15 protein-coding genes are annotated in these 18,637 nt (G+C 38.7%); 14 read left to right on the top strand and 1 reads right to left on the bottom strand.

Annotation, left to right across the window (positions count from 1 at the left end):
- Positions 1 to 11: 11 nt before the first annotated feature.
- The gene (locus tag PQ474_RS01310; RefSeq protein WP_273839828.1) at positions 12 to 1,718 is read right to left on the bottom strand and encodes an Rqc2 family fibronectin-binding protein; all 1,707 of its coding nucleotides are present in this window, start codon (positions 1,716 to 1,718) and stop codon (positions 12 to 14) included.
- Positions 1,719 to 1,910: 192 nt separating this feature from the next.
- Between PQ474_RS01310 and PQ474_RS01315 the strand changes: the two genes are divergently transcribed.
- The 14 genes from PQ474_RS01315 (at position 1,911) to rpe (ending at position 18,574) form a co-directional block, all read left to right on the top strand.
- Complete coding sequence (locus PQ474_RS01315; RefSeq protein ID WP_273839830.1) at positions 1,911 to 4,616, top strand: calcium-translocating P-type ATPase, SERCA-type; 2,706 nt, start codon at positions 1,911 to 1,913, stop codon at positions 4,614 to 4,616.
- Positions 4,617 to 4,753: 137 nt separating this feature from the next.
- Complete coding sequence (locus PQ474_RS01320; RefSeq protein ID WP_273839832.1) at positions 4,754 to 5,632, top strand: YicC/YloC family endoribonuclease; 879 nt, start codon at positions 4,754 to 4,756, stop codon at positions 5,630 to 5,632.
- 93 nt (positions 5,633 to 5,725) lie between these two features.
- Positions 5,726 to 5,986 carry an extracellular matrix/biofilm regulator RemA gene (remA, locus tag PQ474_RS01325; protein WP_227935758.1) on the top strand — a complete coding sequence of 87 codons (261 nt, stop codon included), beginning with the start codon at positions 5,726 to 5,728 and terminating at the stop codon, positions 5,984 to 5,986.
- 49 nt (positions 5,987 to 6,035) lie between these two features.
- Positions 6,036 to 6,650 (top strand): guanylate kinase, encoded by a 615-nt coding sequence (gene gmk / locus PQ474_RS01330; RefSeq protein ID WP_273839835.1) that lies wholly within the window; start codon positions 6,036 to 6,038, stop codon positions 6,648 to 6,650.
- Positions 6,651 to 6,872 (top strand): DNA-directed RNA polymerase subunit omega, encoded by a 222-nt coding sequence (rpoZ, locus tag PQ474_RS01335; protein WP_273839836.1) that lies wholly within the window; start codon positions 6,651 to 6,653, stop codon positions 6,870 to 6,872. It begins immediately after the preceding gene.
- Between the two features lie 137 nt (positions 6,873 to 7,009).
- Complete coding sequence (gene coaBC / locus PQ474_RS01340) at positions 7,010 to 8,221, top strand: bifunctional phosphopantothenoylcysteine decarboxylase/phosphopantothenate--cysteine ligase CoaBC (RefSeq protein ID WP_273839839.1); 1,212 nt, start codon at positions 7,010 to 7,012, stop codon at positions 8,219 to 8,221.
- Entirely contained in the window at positions 8,218 to 10,614 is a 2,397-nt protein-coding gene (priA, locus tag PQ474_RS01345) for a primosomal protein N' (RefSeq protein WP_273839841.1), read from the top strand. Before coaBC ends, priA begins: the two co-directional genes overlap by 4 nt.
- A gap of 222 nt (positions 10,615 to 10,836) precedes the next feature.
- Positions 10,837 to 11,787 (top strand): methionyl-tRNA formyltransferase, encoded by a 951-nt coding sequence (gene fmt, locus PQ474_RS01350; protein ID WP_273839843.1) that lies wholly within the window; start codon positions 10,837 to 10,839, stop codon positions 11,785 to 11,787.
- The gene (gene rsmB / locus PQ474_RS01355) at positions 11,780 to 13,126 is read left to right on the top strand and encodes a 16S rRNA (cytosine(967)-C(5))-methyltransferase RsmB (RefSeq protein WP_273839845.1); all 1,347 of its coding nucleotides are present in this window, start codon (positions 11,780 to 11,782) and stop codon (positions 13,124 to 13,126) included. The genes fmt and rsmB overlap by 8 nt, the downstream gene beginning before the upstream one ends.
- A 22-nt stretch (positions 13,127 to 13,148) precedes the next feature.
- Positions 13,149 to 14,240, top strand: coding sequence for a dual-specificity RNA methyltransferase RlmN (gene rlmN, locus PQ474_RS01360; RefSeq protein ID WP_273839846.1), 1,092 nt, complete (start codon positions 13,149 to 13,151; stop codon positions 14,238 to 14,240).
- Between the two features lie 10 nt (positions 14,241 to 14,250).
- Complete coding sequence (locus PQ474_RS01365) at positions 14,251 to 14,991, top strand: Stp1/IreP family PP2C-type Ser/Thr phosphatase (RefSeq protein WP_273840288.1); 741 nt, start codon at positions 14,251 to 14,253, stop codon at positions 14,989 to 14,991.
- Complete coding sequence (gene pknB, locus PQ474_RS01370) at positions 14,988 to 16,979, top strand: Stk1 family PASTA domain-containing Ser/Thr kinase (protein ID WP_273839849.1); 1,992 nt, start codon at positions 14,988 to 14,990, stop codon at positions 16,977 to 16,979. The genes PQ474_RS01365 and pknB overlap by 4 nt, the downstream gene beginning before the upstream one ends.
- 66 nt (positions 16,980 to 17,045) lie before the next feature.
- The gene (gene rsgA, locus PQ474_RS01375) at positions 17,046 to 17,930 is read left to right on the top strand and encodes a ribosome small subunit-dependent GTPase A (RefSeq protein WP_273839851.1); all 885 of its coding nucleotides are present in this window, start codon (positions 17,046 to 17,048) and stop codon (positions 17,928 to 17,930) included.
- Positions 17,930 to 18,574, top strand: coding sequence for a ribulose-phosphate 3-epimerase (rpe, locus tag PQ474_RS01380; protein ID WP_273839852.1), 645 nt, complete (start codon positions 17,930 to 17,932; stop codon positions 18,572 to 18,574). The genes rsgA and rpe overlap by 1 nt, the downstream gene beginning before the upstream one ends.
- The last annotated feature ends 63 nt before the right edge of the window (positions 18,575 to 18,637 follow it).

The raw sequence follows: 18,637 nt of genomic DNA on the forward strand, positions 1-18,637 counted from the left end.
TTCATTGTCTTCTATTTCCTCAATGAACGTATAAGATCTTCATCAGGTGTGACATAAACTGTTGTCTGTTGCTCGTAAATGACGTAACCAGGTTTTGCACCATTTGGTTTTTTTACATGGCGAACCTTTGTGTAATCTACAGGAACGGAACTCGACAGTTTCGCTTTACTAAAAAACGCCGCAACGGTAGCAGCTTCAGTTAACGTCTGTTCGTCTGGATCCGTACTGCGAATGACAACATGAGAACCAGGAATATCTTTGGTATGCAACCAGATTTCGTCTTGTCTAGCAAATTTATTTGTAATGTAATCATTTTGTTTATTATTTTTTCCAACAAAAAAATCAATTCCCGTAGTTGAGCAATAGTGCTCAATTTGAGGTTTAATCTCTTTCTTTTTCTTTTGTTGTTTTTGACGTCTTCTAATGTAGCCTTCTTCTATCAATTCTTCGCGTATTTCCTCGATGTCTTTTGGAGCCGCACTTTCCATTTGTTGAATAAGTAGGTCAAAATATTCTACTTCTTCTTTTGCTTTAACAATTTGTTCTTCAACGACAGCAACTGAATTCTTGGCTTTAGTGTAACGCTTAAAATAAACTTGAGCATTATCTGATGGATGTTTTTGTGGATCGAGTTCGATTGTAATCGTTCGTCCTTCTTCGTCGTAATAATCAACGACCTCAATGGATTTGTCGCCACGCTTTACCATATGTAAATTAGCCGTTAAAAGCTCGCCAAGTTTTTGATATTCTTTCGCTTGTTCGGCATTTATTAACGTTTTCTCTAATTTCTTAATTTTCTTCTTGTTTTTCTGCCACTCATTGCGAAGAAATCGTTCTAGATCATGAGCCTGTTGTTTAACACGGTCTCGCTCGGCTTTTCCGTAATAGAATCGGTCAAGTAATTCACTTGTCGTTTCAAACGATTTACGTTCCCCCTGTAGATGTTTTAAGTGAATGATGTAAAAAAGTTCTTTTCCATTCACTACAAGTTCAGGTTGGTAGTGATGTTCATTCAATTGATTCATGACAGTTATAAAGGCTTTTGGCAGTGTAGTTCGGTTAACAATCGATCCAGATCGAAAGATGATTTCTTTTGCTAATTGAGGCGAAAGGCCTGCGATCTGTTCGACTAGTTGTTGGTCCATTTTCCCTGCATTAAAATCGATGCGTTTGAGTAAACCATCAGCATCAAGCTCAAATGGATTGGCTTTATTTTGCTCAGGTGGACGCTTGTACATATGTCCAGGAAGAACGGTTCTATAACTACTTTGGGCCAGACTAACATGTTTGATACTGTCTAAAATCGTTCCTGACTCTTTGTCAACTAACGTAATGTTACTATGCCTCCCCATGATTTCTACATAAAGAAGCTTAAATGTTTCATCCCCAAGTTCATCTTTATTTTTTATATGAAAAATAATGACGCGCTCCATATCGAGCTGTTCAATTTTCTCAATTAAACTGCCTTCTAAATGTTTACGCAGCAACATGCAAAACATAGGTGGGCTAGAAGGGTTATCGTATTTCTCTGTTGTCAAATGAATTCTAGCAAAACTTGCATTTGCTGATAGTAATAAATGATGATTTTTTCCTTTTGCACGAATGGTAAAAACAAGTTCTGTTTTATATGGCTGATATATTTTTGAAATCCGTCCTGACGTTAACAACGTTGCAAGTTCGTGTGTCATCGCCCTTGTCATAAATCCGTCAAATGACATGGCTGTTTCATCCTTTCACATTAAGGTTGTTGATATGATACTAAGTAACGAAGTACCAACTATTTAAAAACCCTATAGATTTGCTCTCTTGAGTATAGCATGTTTTGCGACTTCACTGAATATGATGGCTTGTATAAAGAAGAGGATAAGCCTCTTAGTCAAAACATATGAAGATCATGTGGGGTGTGTGAGATGAATTGGTACAAGTTAGAGGAACATGAAGTAACCTCATCTGTTGGAACAAGCCTTGAAAAAGGATTGACAGACAAAGAGGTAGATAAGCGGTTAAAGAAATACGGACCTAATAAGCTTAATGAGGGGAAAAGACCGTCTGCCCTATTTGTTTTTCTCGGTCAGTTTAAGGACTTTATGGTACTTGTTCTTCTAGCAGCTACCTTTATCTCAGGCATGTTAGGGGAATACATTGATGCAATCACCATTATGGTAATTGTTTTATTAAATGGGATCCTTGGTTTTGTTCAAGAGAGAAAGGCGGAAAAATCACTGGATGCCTTAAAAGAACTTTCAGCACCGCAAATGCAAGTTCTTAGAAATGGAACATGGAAAAAAATCTGGTCAGCTGAAGTGGTTCCAGGAGATATTGTTAAAATTCAAAGCGGCGATCGAATAGGAGCTGACCTTCGCTTATTAAATTCTAATGGTTTAAGAATAGAGGAATCTTCTCTTACTGGAGAATCGGTTCCCGTTCAAAAAAGCCATCAATCGCTAAGCGGATTAGATGTGGAGTTAGGAGATCAGTCCAATATGGCCTTTATGGGTACACTTGTTACCCAAGGGAGTGCTATTGGAGTTGTCATTGCAACAGGAATGAAGACAGAGATGGGGAAAATAGCTCATCTTTTACAATCCACAACAACACTAGTTACGCCACTTCAACGACGCCTTGAGCAATTAGGGAAAATACTTATTGCCGTCGCATTAGTTCTCACAGCCCTCGTTGTCATTATCGGAGTGTTACAAGGTCATGATGTGTATACGATGATTTTATCTGGTGTATCCTTGGCTGTAGCTGCTATCCCTGAAGGACTTCCAGCTATTGTAACTGTGGCTCTTGCTCTAGGTGTACAACGTATGATTAAGCGAAAAGCAATTGTTCGAAAATTACCTGCTGTTGAGACGCTTGGCTGCGCTTCTGTTATCTGTTCAGACAAAACAGGCACGCTAACTCAAAATAAAATGACGGTAACTCATGCATGGAGCGGCGGACAACTTTGGACTATTTCTGGTGGTGGATATGAACCCGTTGGAAACTTTATGCAAAATGGAAAGAAAATAAACCCTAATCATGATCGTAAGCTTCAACAATTGCTTAGCTTTGGCTGGCTTTGTAATAATGCGAGTTTACTAGAAAAAAAGGTAAAACAAGGAATGCTTAGAAAAGAAGTTACAGAGTATGTAATGGATGGAGATCCAACCGAGGGCGCTCTAGTCGTTGCAGCGATGAAAGCAGGTTATTCAAAAAAAGGGTTAGAACAACATTATAAAAGAATTGATGAGTTTCCTTTTGATTCAGCTAGGAAAATGATGTCTATCATTGTCAAAGATCAAAAAGGTCGATCATTTGTCATAACAAAAGGAGCACCGGATGTTGTTTTGGGTCAGTGTACAAAGATTGTGTACGGAGGAAATGAAGAGGCTTTGACTTCAAAGAGAAAGACAGAGGTTAATTTAGTCATTGAATCTTTAGCAAGTAGTGCATTAAGAACCATTGCCATTGCTTACCGTCCTCTTGGTGCAAAAGAATCTTGTAAACAACCTTTTGAAGCGGAACGCGGTTTGACATTAATTGGTCTTGAAGGAATGATTGATCCTCCAAGACCTGAAGTGAAAGATTCCATTGAAGAGTGTCGACAAGCAGGAATTAAAACAGTCATGATTACAGGTGATCATAAAATTACCGCTTCGGCGATTGCTAGTCAATTAGGCATTTTGACAAAAAAAGGTCAGGTACTTGATGGTCAAACTTTATCTAAATTAAGCGTATCAGAGCTTGAAGAGGTAGTAGATGATGTTGATGTGTACGCAAGGGTGTCACCAGAGCATAAATTAAAAATAGTCAAAGCGCTTCAAGCAAGAGGACATATTGTGGCAATGACGGGGGATGGTGTAAATGATGCACCAGCTATTAAAGCAGCGAACATTGGTATTGCTATGGGAATAACAGGAACGGATGTGGCGAAAGAAGCTTCCTCGCTAATATTGAGTGATGATAATTTTGCAACGATTAAAGCAGCGATTAAAGAGGGGCGCAATATCTACGAGAATATTCGTAAATTTATCCGATATATGATGGCTTCAAATGTCGGTGAAATTTTAGTCATGTTATTTGCGATGATGCTTGGGATGCCACTGCCTTTAGTAGCTATTCAAATTTTGTGGATTAATCTTGTTACTGATGGTTTACCTGCTATGGCTCTTGGGATGGACCAAGCAGAGGGTGATGTTATGAAACGAGCGCCAAGAAACCCAAATGAAGGGGTGTTTGCCCGTGGATTAACATGGAAGATATTAAGTCGGGGTTTTATGATTGGTGTTGTCACCTTACTTGCTTTTTGGATGACGTTACAAGTAGATCCAAACGATTTAACGAGAGCTCAAACGGTAGCGTTTGTCACTCTTGTTATGGCCCAGCTCATCCATGTATTTGATTGTCGAAGTGAGTATTCGGTTTATCATAGAAATCCATTTGAAAATAAATACTTAGTCGGTGCTGTAATCCTATCGACCCTGTTGATGATTGTTGTTATTTATTACCCACCTCTTCAAACCGTTTTTCATACAGTAGCGTTAAGTGGACGTGAATGGTTGCTTGTTTTAGCAATGGCATCTATCCCTACAGTAGTACTTGGTGGATTTCAATTATTTAAGAGGAAATAATTAAAGGGTAAGGTTGGCTGTCCGGAATGGAAGTCAACCTTATTTATTTTACGTAAAGACGAATAAAAGGGGCATCATTGTAAATTACTTGTTGTGTTTGGGATTTTTCGGTAAAATAATCGTTGGATGTGATAAAAATGAGAAGTATGACAGGCTATGGAACTACTGTAGTAAAAGGAGATTTCGGAGAGTTGAGCATTGAAGTAAAGGCGGTGAATCACCGTTTTCTTGATATGCAGATAAAACTCCCACAATCCTTGCAAACGCTAGAAGATCAATTAAGAAAACGTATAAAAGGTCAAGTTTATCGTGGGAAATTAGATATCTCTATTCATTTAGAAGAAGAAATAGAGAAAAAGCGAGTGCTACGGTTGGATGAGGACTTGCTTAATCAGTATGTGTCTGCTTTTAAGATTATTGAGAAAAAGCTAGGGCAAGAGGCGAACCTAGATGTGACTGCTTTACTGATGGATAAAATGATTACCTCAGTTGAGGAAATGAATAGTAACGTTGATATAGACCAGCAAACGATTATGAGAGGTCTTGATCAAGCGTTAGAGTCTTTCAATGATATGAGACAGAACGAAGGCCGCTTTTTGCAACAAGATATGGAAAAGTGGTTAGCGTATTTAGAGAAAAGTTGTAAGGAAGTGGAGATACTAGCCCCTGAATTACTCAACCGTTATCGTGAGAAAGTGGAATTGCGTATCCGTTCATTTCTTAATGAAGAAATAGATGTAGATGAGACGCGACTTTTATCAGAAATAGCTATTTTTGCTGAGAAAATTGATGTGAGTGAGGAATTGGTAAGGTTAAAAGCCCACGTTCATCAATTTCAACTGTACCTAGAAAAGGAAGAAGCCGTTGGTAGACGTCTTGACTTCCTGATTCAAGAAATGAATCGTGAAGTGAATACAATTGGTTCAAAAGGAGCCGATACTTCCATACGCCAACATGTGGTGGAGATGAAAGGTTTATTAGAAAAATTAAAAGAACAAGTACAAAATGTAGAATAGAAGTAGAAATCGAACGGAGTTTCGTATATAGTTAGATTAGTTTGGATAACAATGTTGAGAGTGTTGCTGCTCTTCTAAAGTGGGGGTAAAAGTATGAACATAAAATTAATAAACATTGGGTTTGGAAATATTGTCTCAGCTAATCGAATTATTTCCATTGTAAGTCCAGAGTCAGCACCAATTAAACGAATTATTCAAGATGCCCGTGATCGTAATATGCTAGTCGATGCTACATATGGTAGACGTACACGAGCTGTTATCATTGCAGATAGTGATCATGTTATACTAAGTGCTGTCCAACCTGAAACGGTTGCACAACGTTTAACTAGCAAAGATGACGGTGGAGAAGACTAGTCAAAATTTGTTACATACGCATGAATGATTGAACGTGTAGGAGGTTTCCATGAAGAAAGAGAAAGGTCTATTACTTGTATTATCAGGACCAGCAGGTGTTGGAAAAGGAACGGTATGTGGGGCTCTACGCCAAGAAAACACATCTGTGCAATATTCTGTTTCAGCGACAACACGTTCTCCTAGAGAGGGAGAACAAGATGGAGTGAATTATTTTTTTAAAACGAGAGAGCAGTTTGAAAAAATGATTGAGCAAGACCAATTATTAGAATGGGCAGAATATGTAGGGAACTATTATGGCACGCCTATTGAATACGTCAGAGAAACACTTAATAGTGGTCAAGACATTATTTTAGAGATTGAGGTGCAAGGAGCGTTAAAAGTTAGAGAACGTTTCCCTGAGGGAGTGTTTATTTTCTTAATGCCACCTAGCCTTGCAGAGCTCAGAAGTCGAATTGTTGGTCGTGGAACGGAAACCGAGGATATTATTAATAAACGAATGACGGTTGCCCGTGAAGAAATAGATATGATGAAAAAATATGATTATGTTGTAGAGAATGATCAAGTTCATTTAGCGGTTGAACGTATTAAATCAATCGTAACAGCAGAGCATTGTAAACGAGAGCGTTTAATTGAAAAATACAAAGAACTTGTGGAGGTTGAATAAATGCTATATCCATCAATTGATTCCCTTTTAACGAAATTAGATTCAAAATATACACTCGTTACCGTTTCTTCAAAACGAGCTCGTGAGATTAAAGAAGATTTGTCTCGAGGACCTATGATTCATCGTCCTGTCTCATATAAGCCAGTCGGGATCGCCCTTGAAGAAATTATTGACGATCATTTGCATTTTAAACGTATTACTCCGTTAGAGGATGAGGAATAAGAGTTAAGAGTCTGACTGAAGCAGACCTAAGTTTGAAAGTGAATGGAAATAAAGCGCAAAAGGGTCTGATGTGTTGAGTCAGCCCTTTTTCTATTTATGGTTTAAAAATTATCCTAATTCTTAGAGTAGGTGGAGACATGTTAAAAGGTAAAAATGTTGTACTGGCTGTGTGTGGGGGCATTGCTGCTTTCAAAGCAGCATCATTAGTAAGTAAACTCATACAAGCAGAGGTAAACGTAAAAGTAATGATGACAAAGTCAGCAAAAGAATTCGTTACACCCCTGACGTTTCAAGCACTCTCTCGTCAGCCTGTTTACGATAATACATTTGTAGAACCGGACCCAACTAAGATTGCTCATATTGATTTGGCTGATTGGGCTGATGTGATTCTTGTTGCACCTGCTACAGCAAATGTAATAGCTAAACTTGCAAGTGGTATTGCAGATGATATGATTACGACCACTTTGTTGGCAACGAAAGCACCTATTTATTTAGCACCTGCTATGAATGTTAATATGTACAACCACCCTGCTGTTTTGCGCAATGTAGAAACGTTAAAACAGGATGGTTTCATTGTAGTAGATGGGTCAGAAGGTTTCCTTGCATGTGGGTGGACAGGTAAGGGCCGGATGGCAGAACCTGAAGATCTCTTACAAGTGTTGGTGAACCATTTTTCGGTTCGAACAGGTGTCTTTACGGGTAAAAAAATTCTTATTACCGCAGGACCTACACAAGAGAAAATTGATCCTGTTCGCTACTTTACGAATCATTCTTCTGGGAAAATGGGATATGCCATTGCTCAAGCTGCTAAAAATCAAGGCGCTGAAGTGATATTGGTAACGGGTCCGACCTCGCTTCAAGTACCTCAGGGAATTCATGTTGAACATATTGTTTCGGCTCAAGAGATGTATGAAAAAGCGATGAAGCATTATGCCGAAGCTGATATTGTAATCAAAGCCGCGGCAGTGGCTGATTATCGTCCTAGTGAAACATTCTCTCAAAAAAAGAAAAAGCAAGATGGTGATTGGTTTGTTGGGATGGAAAGAACGATCGATATTTTAAAAACAATGGGTGAACATAAAACCTCTCAAATTTTAGTTGGATTTGCAGCAGAATCGGAAGATGTGGAGGAGTATGCCGCTAAAAAACTTCAAACGAAAAATTTAGATTTAATTGTTGCAAATAACATCTTAATGGAAGGAGCAGGCTTTAAAGGGGACACCAATGTCATTACAACGATGACAAAAGATGGAAAGAAGAAGGATTATCCGTTGCTATCAAAAACGGAAGCAGCTAAATGGATTTTAAATGACATAGCATCCTATATCGAAAGGCAAGTAAATCAATGATTGCTAAAGTCATAGTAGATGTGCCGAGTTCGCAGACGGACCGTTTATTTGATTATGAAATTCCAGCAGAGTGGATAGATGTCATTCAAGTGGGAATTCGAGTTATTGTCCCTTTTGGACCTAGAAAAATTCAAGGTTTTGTTGTAGAGATCGTAAGCGAATCGTCTCATGCTAAAATAAAACCAATCTACGAAGTACTAGATATAATTCCAGTGTTAACAGAGGAGCTTGTTCATCTAGGAGACTGGTTGTCTCAGCACACACTCTCCTTCAAATTATCAGCATATCAACTAATGATTCCGGCTGCACTTCGAACGAAAGTAAAAAAGAAGATCCTTTTAAAAGAAGATCTATCTCGGTTACCAGGGAACATTCAGCCTTTATTTTTAGATACTAAACAAATAGAGTGGGCTAAAGTAGAAGAGAATAAATCGCTACTAAAATCCATTCATCAAGCAGTCAAGGATGAACTATTAGAAGTGGATTATCAAGTTGAAGAAAAAGGGAAGAAAAAAACAGAACGATATGTCAGAATAGCAGCGAACATTGATCGTTTAGAACCGTTGCCTGCTCGAGCTGTTAAGCAAAAAGATTTACTTACATATATAGAAAATAGAAAACAGCCACAAAACGTTCAAGCACTGCTTCAGGAAACGAACATGACGAGACAGGTATTGACGACTCTCATAAAAAAAGGATTTGTCGAAGAATTTGAACAAGAAGTGTATCGTGATCCAAATGCAGGTGTTCAATACGAACGTACAACTCCACTACTATTAACGGAAAAGCAACAAGAAGTGATAGGCCCTATTTTGCACTCACTTGAAGACAAGAGTCACCGTTCTTTTTTACTTCATGGAGTAACTGGCAGCGGAAAAACAGAGGTGTATTTACAAGCCATAGATAAAGCACTTCAACAAGGAAAAGAAGCGATCGTACTTGTACCTGAAATCGCACTTACACCTCAAATGGTCCAACGTTTTAAAGGAAGGTTTGGGTCCATGGTAGCCGTTCTTCATTCAGGGTTGTCAATGGGGGAAAAATATGATGAATGGCGTAAAATTCTTAGACAAGAAGTTCGTGTTGTTGTCGGAGCACGCTCAGCAATTTTTGCTCCTTTCACCAATATAGGTATTATTATTATAGATGAAGAGCATGAGACGAGTTACAAGCAAGAAGAAAATCCAAAATATCATGCAAGAGACGTGGCCATTCACCGAGGCGAATATCACCAATGCCCTGTCATTTTAGGGAGTGCAACGCCTTCACTTGAATCTTACGCAAGAGCTTTAAAAGGTGTATATCATTTATTACCTTTAAAAGAGAGAGTCAATAATAGGTCAATGCCTTCAGTGGAAGTGGTTGACATGCGGGAAGAGTTACGTCAAGGAAACCGATCCATGTTTTCGTATTCCTTGCTTGATAAGTTAAAAGATAGACTAGAAAAAGGTGAACAATCTGTTCTCTTTTTAAACCGAAGAGGGTATTCAACGTTTGTAATGTGTCGAGACTGCGGATATGTAGCTACGTGTGATCATTGTGATATTTCTCTAACCTACCACAGAACACATCATTCTTTAAAATGTCATTATTGTGGGCACGAAGAGAAAATGCCAAACACTTGTGAATCATGTGGAAGTGACCACATTCGTTTTTTTGGATCGGGGACGCAGAAAGTGGAAGAAGAGCTTACTCGAGTTCTACCGCAAGCGAAAGTGATACGAATGGATATTGATACGACAAGGCGTAAAGGTTCTCACGAAAAACTGTTGTCTGCTTTCGGGCGAGGCGAGGCTGATATTTTACTAGGGACACAGATGATTGCAAAAGGCCTTGATTTTCCTAAAATTACGTTAGTTGGTGTATTAGCAGCCGATTCAATGTTGCATATACCAGACTTTCGATCAGCTGAGCGTACGTTTCAGTTGATGGAACAAGTGAGCGGACGAGCAGGAAGACATGATTTAGAAGGGGAGGTAATTATCCAATCCTATACTCCGGATCATTACAGTATTGAGCTTGTTAAAACACATGATTATGAGCAGTACTTTCAAATGGAAATGTCTCAACGTAAAGTAGGAGTGTACCCTCCCTATGTTTTTATGGTTTTAATAAACATTTCTCACCCTGAGTTAACGCATGTGATCCATGTTTCAGAAAAAATTGTAACTTTCTTAAAAAGAGAAGTCTCAAATCAAACGGTCATCCTAGGACCTGTCGCTTCACCACTAGCAAGGATAAAAGATAGATATCGTTATCAATGCATGATAAAATACAGAAACGAGTCCGGCCTAAGAGAAACATTAAGAGAAATACAACAACATTTCATGCGAGAAATCAATCAAGGACAATTACAAGTATCTATAGATATGTACCCATATTTATTTACATAGATCTAAATGAAAAAGGTCGCACTTTATCTTTTTCATTCAGATCGGCGCAATGAGCGGAACCGCAGCAATGTTTTAAGCTTACTCTGAGTGGGTTTCTAAAGAGTAAGCACGCAGCGTTAGAAGCCATTGCCGCACCGCATATGAGTTATGGGAAGAACTTGAAAAAGGTCGCACTTTACCTTTTTCATTGAAATCGACGCAAGTGTAAAGGTGGTAATTAATTTGAGAATTGTTTTTATGGGAACTCCCGATTTTTCGGTTCCTGTACTGCGCAATCTAATAGAAGAAGGATATAACGTTGTAGGAGTTGTTACGCAACCTGATCGCCCTGTTGGGAGAAAACGAATTTTAACACCACCCCCTGTAAAAGTAGAAGCAGAAAAACATCAAATACCAGTCCTGCAACCTGAGAAGATTAGGAATTCAGATGAGGTGGAAAAAGTCTTAGCTCTTAATCCAGACTTAGTTGTAACTGCCGCTTTTGGACAAATTCTGCCGAAAGAATTGTTGGAAAGCCCTCGATATGGCTGTATTAATGTACATGCTTCACTTCTTCCTAAATACCGTGGTGGAGCACCTATCCACCAAGCAATTATCGATGGTGAAAAAGAAGCAGGCGTGACAATTATGTATATGGTTGAAAAACTGGATGCTGGTGATATGCTCTCTCACGTTGCGGTTGCCATTGAAGAGGATGATCATGTTGGTACAATGCATGATAAGCTTAGTATTGCTGGAGCTAAACTTTTAATTGAAACGATTCCCGATTTAATTGGTGGCAAGATAGAGCCAGTTCAACAGGATGGTTCCAAGATTACATTTGCTCGCAATATTACACGAGAGATGGAGCTAATGGATTGGACTCGGTCTGGAGAAGAGTTATACAATCAAATTCGAGGGTTACATCCGTGGCCTGTAGCATATACGTTGCTAGAAGGAAAGCCAGTAAAAGTTTGGTGGGGACAAAAAGTACCATCCAAGCAAGAGGTAGGACCTGGGGTTATTGAACGTATAGAAGAAGATGGAATAGTTGTAGCGACAGGGAATCAAGTTGCTATCAAAATTATGGAACTACAGCCATCAGGTAAAAAGAAAATGGATGCAAAATCATATATCCGTGGGGCAGGGTCCCATCTAACTACTGGAATGAAGCTAGGAGAATCGAATGAGTAAACCAGTTCGTGAAGTAGCACTTGAGGTGCTACTACAAATAGAGAAGAATCAAGCATACAGTAACCTTTTATTGAATCAAACAGTGAAACGAGCTAACCTAGATCCTAGAGATGTTGGTTTATTAACTGAAATAGTTTACGGGACGATTCAACGAAGAGATACCATCGATTTTTACCTACAACCATTTATAAAAAAAGGCGTTGATTCTCTTCAAGATTGGGTGAAAGTTTTGTTGAGATTATCAGTTTATCAATTAGTCTACTTAGACCGAGTTCCTGACAGAGCTATTGTCCATGAAGCGGTTACTATCGCTAAGAAACGAGGGCATAAAGGAATTAGTGGAATGGTAAATGGGGTATTAAGATCCCTTTTACGAGAAGGCATACCATCAATAGATACGGTTAAGGGAGAACTTGAAAAAGTGGCTCTTCAAACAAGCTTCCCAGTCTGGATGGTCGAGCGTTGGGTTGATCAGTATGGAGTAGAGAGGACAAAGGCAATGTGTGAATCAAGTCTTGTTCCTCCGTCTGTAACTGTACGTGTTAATCGCGTAAAAACGACAATCGAACAAGCACTAGATTTGTTAATGCAAGATGGCGTAGAAGCAACACGTGGAGTATTAGCTGAGGATGCGATCATTATAAAAAAAGGCAATGTTTTTCAAACGAGTGCATATAAAGAAGGTTTGATCACTGCACAAGATGAAAGTTCAATGTTGGTCGGCCGAGCTGTAGGGGCTATGGCTGGAATGCATGTGATTGATGCATGCGCGGCTCCTGGCGGTAAATCAACTCATATTGCAGAACAAATGGATGATCAAGGAACTGTTTTATCGTTTGATTTACATGAACATAAAGTAAAACTAATTCGCGAACAAGCTAGTCGCCTAGGCCTTGATATTATTAAGGCAGAAGCACATGATGCACGGAAGTTAAAAGAACGCCTCGGAAATCAATTATTTGATCGAGTCTTAATTGATGCACCGTGTAGTGGGTTTGGTGTTATAAGGCGTAAACCAGACATCAAGTGGTCAAAGGAATTAAAAGACATTCAAGCGATTCAAGCGATTCAGCAAGATATTTTGAGAACGGCAGCAACATTAGTTAAGCCTGGGGGCAAACTTATTTATAGTACATGTACGATAGATAAGGATGAAAATGAAGAAGTAGTCCAAGCATTTTTAAAGAATCATTCAGACTTCCAACTTGATGAAACGTTAGCTGAAAGACTACCTGAAAAAGCAAGAAATTCTGAACTTTATCAAAGGGGAATGATCACGATTTTACCGCAAGACTTTGAAACAGACGGTTTCTTTATTGCTAGTCTTGTAAAACAATAAGGGGAACGAAAGGTGTGTCAACATGGAGGAATTAAAAACAACTAGTGAACGACCAAATACGAGTCAACTTCGTTCAATCTATTCCATTCAATTTACAGAATTACAAGAATGGCTAGTGGAACAAAAAGAACCAAAATTTAGAGCGACGCAAATTTTTGAGTGGCTTTATAAAAGCCGAGTATCCAATTTTGAAGAGATGACGAACCTCTCAAAGGAATTAAGAGAAAAGTTATCGAATTCGTTTGTATTAACAACGCTGAAAATAGTAACAAGACAAATCTCTTCAGATGGTAATACAGTTAAGTTTTTGTTTGAATTACATGATGGATATTCAATTGAAACAGTCGTTATGCGTCATGACTACGGAAACAGTGTTTGTGTGACGACTCAAGTAGGTTGCCGTTTAGGATGCACATTTTGTGCTTCCACTTTAGGTGGATTAAAACGTAATCTTGAAGCTGGAGAAATTGTGGCACAAGTATTAGAGTCTCAACGTGCCATGGATGAAGTAGAAGAAAGAGTAAGTTCTGTTGTTGTAATGGGTATTGGAGAGCCGTTTGATAATTATGGTGAACTTATTCCATTCTTAAAAACCATTAATCACGAAAAAGGCTTAAATATTGGTGCGCGCCATATCACCGTATCGACAAGTGGGGTTGTACCTAAAATTTATCAATTCGCTGATGAAAAAATGCAGATTAATTTTGCTATTTCCTTACATGCACCAACAACAGAAATTCGTAGTAAATTAATGCCAGTAAATCGTGCATGGCCCCTACCAAAACTAATGGATTCAATTCGCTACTATATTGAAACGACGGGAAGAAGAGTCACGTTTGAATACGGGTTATTCGGTGGTGTTAATGATCAGGAAGAACATGCAGAACAATTAGCGGAATTAATAAAAGACATTAAATGCCATGTTAACCTAATCCCAGTGAACTATGTACCTGAACGGGATTATGTGCGAACGCCAAGAGATCAAATTTTTGCATTTGAAAAAGTTTTAAAAAAGCATAAAGTTAATGTGACCATTCGTCGTGAACAAGGTCATGATATTGATGCAGCATGCGGACAGCTTCGTGCAAAGGAGCGAAAAGAGGAGACGAGGTGATTTTAAAGTGATGAACTTTACATTTCGAACAGATATAGGGAGAGTTCGTTCTCATAATGAGGACAGTGGCGGTGTATTTAAAAATCAAATTGGGATACTAGCTGTTGTAGCAGATGGAATGGGTGGACATCGTGCTGGAGATGTTGCAAGTGCGATGTCGACGGATTATTTTCGTCAACAATGGGAGCAAGAAAAAAAGATCGGTTCTGTAGTTGAAGCAGAGAAATGGTTAGCTGATCATTTTGAGAAATTAAATAGTGAGTTATACGTACACGCAAAGCAACATGAAGAATGCTATGGAATGGGAACGACTTTAGTCGTCGCACTTTGTACAGAAGAATTCATTTCTATTGCACATATAGGAGATAGCCGTGCTTATATTTTTAATGAATTTGGTTTCCATTTAAAAACAAATGATCATTCTCTTGTACAAGAACTTGTTCGCAACGGTCAAATCTCAGAAGAAGAAGCAGAGCATCATCCAAGAAGAAATGTACTTTTACGAGCATTGGGGACTGAAAAGGATATTAAAATGGATGTGACAACTTTACAAGTTGAGGAGGACCAATTACTTTTATTGTGTTCTGATGGTTTAACGAATAAATTATCAACGGAAGATCTTAAATGGCAATTAGAGAAAGACGTTTCCTTATCTGAAAGAGCAGAAGGGTTAATTAAATTGGCGAATGAGCGTGGTGGAGAGGATAACATTACAGTAGCGATTGTTCATTTCGGAGGACTTGAACAATGATTGGGCAGCGCATAAGTGGTCGTTATCAAGTCCTCGAAACCATTGGCGGCGGTGGCATGGCTAATGTTTACAAAGCGCTCGATGTCATTTTAGATCGACATGTTGCCGTAAAGGTCCTACAACCCCAGTTTTCAGATGATGAGCAATTTATCAAGCGATTTAGAAGAGAAGCTCAAGCGGCAACAAGTTTAGCGCATCCAAATATTGTGAGTATCTATGATGTTGGTGAAGAGGGTAATACTTATTACATAGTGATGGAATATGTGGAAGGTCAGACGCTAAAAGAATTGATTCAATCGAGTGGACCTATTCCTGTAGAAGACTGTATCGATTATATGGAACAGATGCTTGCCGCACTGGAGCATTCTCATGCTAATCACATTATTCATCGTGATATTAAACCTCATAATATTTTGATAAGCCGTGAAGGTGTTCTGAAAATTACTGATTTTGGTATTGCTCGCGCGATATCAGCTGCAACCATAACTCATACCAATTCGGTTATGGGCTCTGTTCACTATTTATCTCCTGAACAAGCTCGTGGAGGTCACGTTACCTATAAATCAGATATTTACTCTTTAGGAATTGTTTTTTATGAAATGGTGACAGGAGTTCTTCCTTTCTCTGGTGATACAGCTGTATCAATTGCGATTAAACATCTTCAAAACGATGTACCTTCGGCGAAGGAACTGATCCCTACATTACCACAAAGTATAGAAAACATCATACGTAAAGCAACCGTTAAAGACCCTACTAAGCGTTATGGAACTGTTCAAGAAATGGAAGAGGACGTCATCACGGCTTTAAATCCGGAACGAAGAAATGAAGCTCCTTTTACTTTTCATGAAGACGAAGAAGCGACGAAAGCCATTCCGATTATAAGGGACCATGATCGAGTTGACTTAGATAAAACAGTTGAAATTCCAACAACCAAGAATGCCGTAGTCAATTCTTCTCCGCCTCCAGAAGAGAATAATAAAAAAGAAAAAACAAAGAAAAAAGGAAAAAAGAAAAAATGGGTTCTGAACCTATTGCTAATTACCATTTTCTTTTTTGGAGCCGTTATTACTGCTTTTGCTTTGTTACCTAGCCTATTTCATGTTAATGAAGTAGTCGTTCCAAATGTTGTAGAATTGCCATTTGATGAAGCTGAAGCGATCTTGCAACAAGAAGGTTTAACGGTTGAGCGTGAGGACGTTAAAGACGAGAATGTTCCAAAGGATCACGTCGTTAGACAAAACCCTTTTCCAGACTCAACCGTAAAAGAGAATGCAGTCATTCGATTATTTGTAAGTTTGGGTAAGGAAAAAATGGAACTAGATGACTATGTAGGAATGCCTGTTCAAGAAGCAGAAACGATGTTAACGCGACTCGGTTTTTCTGTTGAAACAACGGAAAGGTCTACAGATGCACAAACTCCAGGTATTGTCTTAGTGCAAGATCCAAAAGAGGGTACAACAGTAGTTGCAGATGAAACGACGGTGTATTTAACCTATAGTGTTGCTGGTCAAATTCGATTAAATAACCTTGAAAATCAAGAAGAATCAACCGTACGTAATTATTTAAATGATGTTGGTTTAATCGCACGTTTTGATAGTGAACATTCAAATTCAGTCGCAACTGGTCGTGTTATTTCACAATCACCAAGTCCATTTACGATGTTAAATAAAGGGGATGAAGTAAGAGTGGTTCTGTCTAAAGGGCCAGAGCCAGACCTAGAACCTGAGCCAGACCCTACGCGTGTGTTTCAAATAAATCAGCCAGTTGGTGTTTCGGATGAGGATCGTGAAGCAGGTAAGTCCTTTAATATTCGAATCCTTTATCGAGATGCAACAACCGGTGGAGAGAAACAAGTGTTAATTGATGAAACGATTGAGGAGACAAAAGAATATTCTTTTGAGCTTCGAGTAAGTCGTTCTCAAAGTGGCTTATTTGAAGTATATGTAAATGATGAAATGATTAAGCAATCAAAAGAATATGAATATTAAACTTTAGGATGACAAGGGTTATTTATAAATCACCCTTGTTGTCTGCAATCAAGTAGGAGGTTTTGAATGGCAACAGGAATGATCGTAAAAGCATTAAGTGGTTTTTATTATGTTCAGACTGAAGATGGAGTGTTTCAATGCCGTGGGAGAGGGAATTTTCGCAAAAGACAAATAAAACCATTAGTTGGGGATGAAGTGCAATTTGAAGCGGAAAATAAAACAGATGGCTATATCCTCGATGTCTTTGAACGTAAGAATGAACTGATACGGCCACCAATCGCCAATGTTGATCAAGCTCTACTTGTTTTTTCTGCTTTAGAGCCTGACTTTAGTCCTTTACTTCTCGATCGTTTTTTAGTACATATTGAGGGTAATGGTCTAAAGGCTGTTATTATTATTAGTAAAGTGGATTTGCTTACACAAACATCGTTGGAAGAAATAGTTATCCATAAAAAGCTGTATGAAAAAATAGGTTACACGGTGTTATTAACTTCAACATCGAACAGTAATGGAATAGAAGAAATTATTCCGCACTTAAGAGGAAAAGTAAGTGTGGTCGCAGGCCAATCGGGTGTCGGAAAATCTTCATTATTGAATAGCTTAAAACCCGAGTTAAATATTGAGACAAATGCGATTTCGACCCATTTGGGAAGAGGAAAACATACAACTAGACATGTCGAGTTGCTGCAGATAGGTGATGGACTCGTAGCTGATACACCTGGTTTTAGTTCGCTTGATTTTGTCGACTTAGAAGCAGAGGATCTATCAAATTGTTTTCCTGAAATGGCTCACCTTTCATCAGATTGTAAATTTAGAGGATGCACACACACATCAGAACCGAAATGTGCAGTGAAAGCAGCTTTAGAACAAGGTGAAGTGAGTGAGTCTAGAATGAAGCATTATATGCAGTTCTTAGATGAAATTAAAAGTCAAAAAAGGAGATATGACTAATGATTAAAATTGCGCCCTCTATTCTTTCGGCTGATTTTTCTAAGCTAGGAGAGGATATTAAAGAGGTGGAGTTAGCTGGAGCTGATTATATTCATGTTGATGTGATGGATGGTCATTTCGTTCCTAATATTACGATTGGGCCACTCGTTGTTGAAGCAATACGCCCAATCACAACTCTACCTTTAGATGTTCATCTTATGATTGAGAATCCGGATACCTACATTCCACACTTTGCTAAAGCCGGTGCCGATATTATTTCTGTTCATGTAGAAGCATGTCGCCATCTACATCGTACGATTCACCTTATTAAAGACCAAGGTGTAAAAGCAGGAGTGGTATTAAATCCAGCAACTCCTGTAGAGGTAATTGAGACTATTATTGAAGACATTGATTTAGTTTTATTAATGACGGTAAATCCTGGATTTGGCGGTCAACGTTTCATTGATTCGGTTTTAACTAAAATTGAGAAAGTTTCTGCACTTGTGCGCAGCCGTGGTCTATCTGTTGAGATTGAGGTTGATGGTGGTGTAAACAAGGTGACGGCAAAGAAATGCATCGAAGCTGGAGCAAATGTTCTGGTTGCGGGCTCAGCGATCTATAACGAGGTTGATCGTAGCTTGGCCATAAAAAATATTAGAGGATAATGATGAACGACATGCGAAGCTACTGAGAAGGTGGAAATTTGACCTTTTCAATAGACTTAAGGT

The organism is Halalkalibacter alkalisediminis (assembly GCF_028610705.1).
In the GTDB taxonomy this organism is placed as follows: domain Bacteria; phylum Bacillota; class Bacilli; order Bacillales; family Bacillaceae_D; genus Halalkalibacter; species Halalkalibacter alkalisediminis.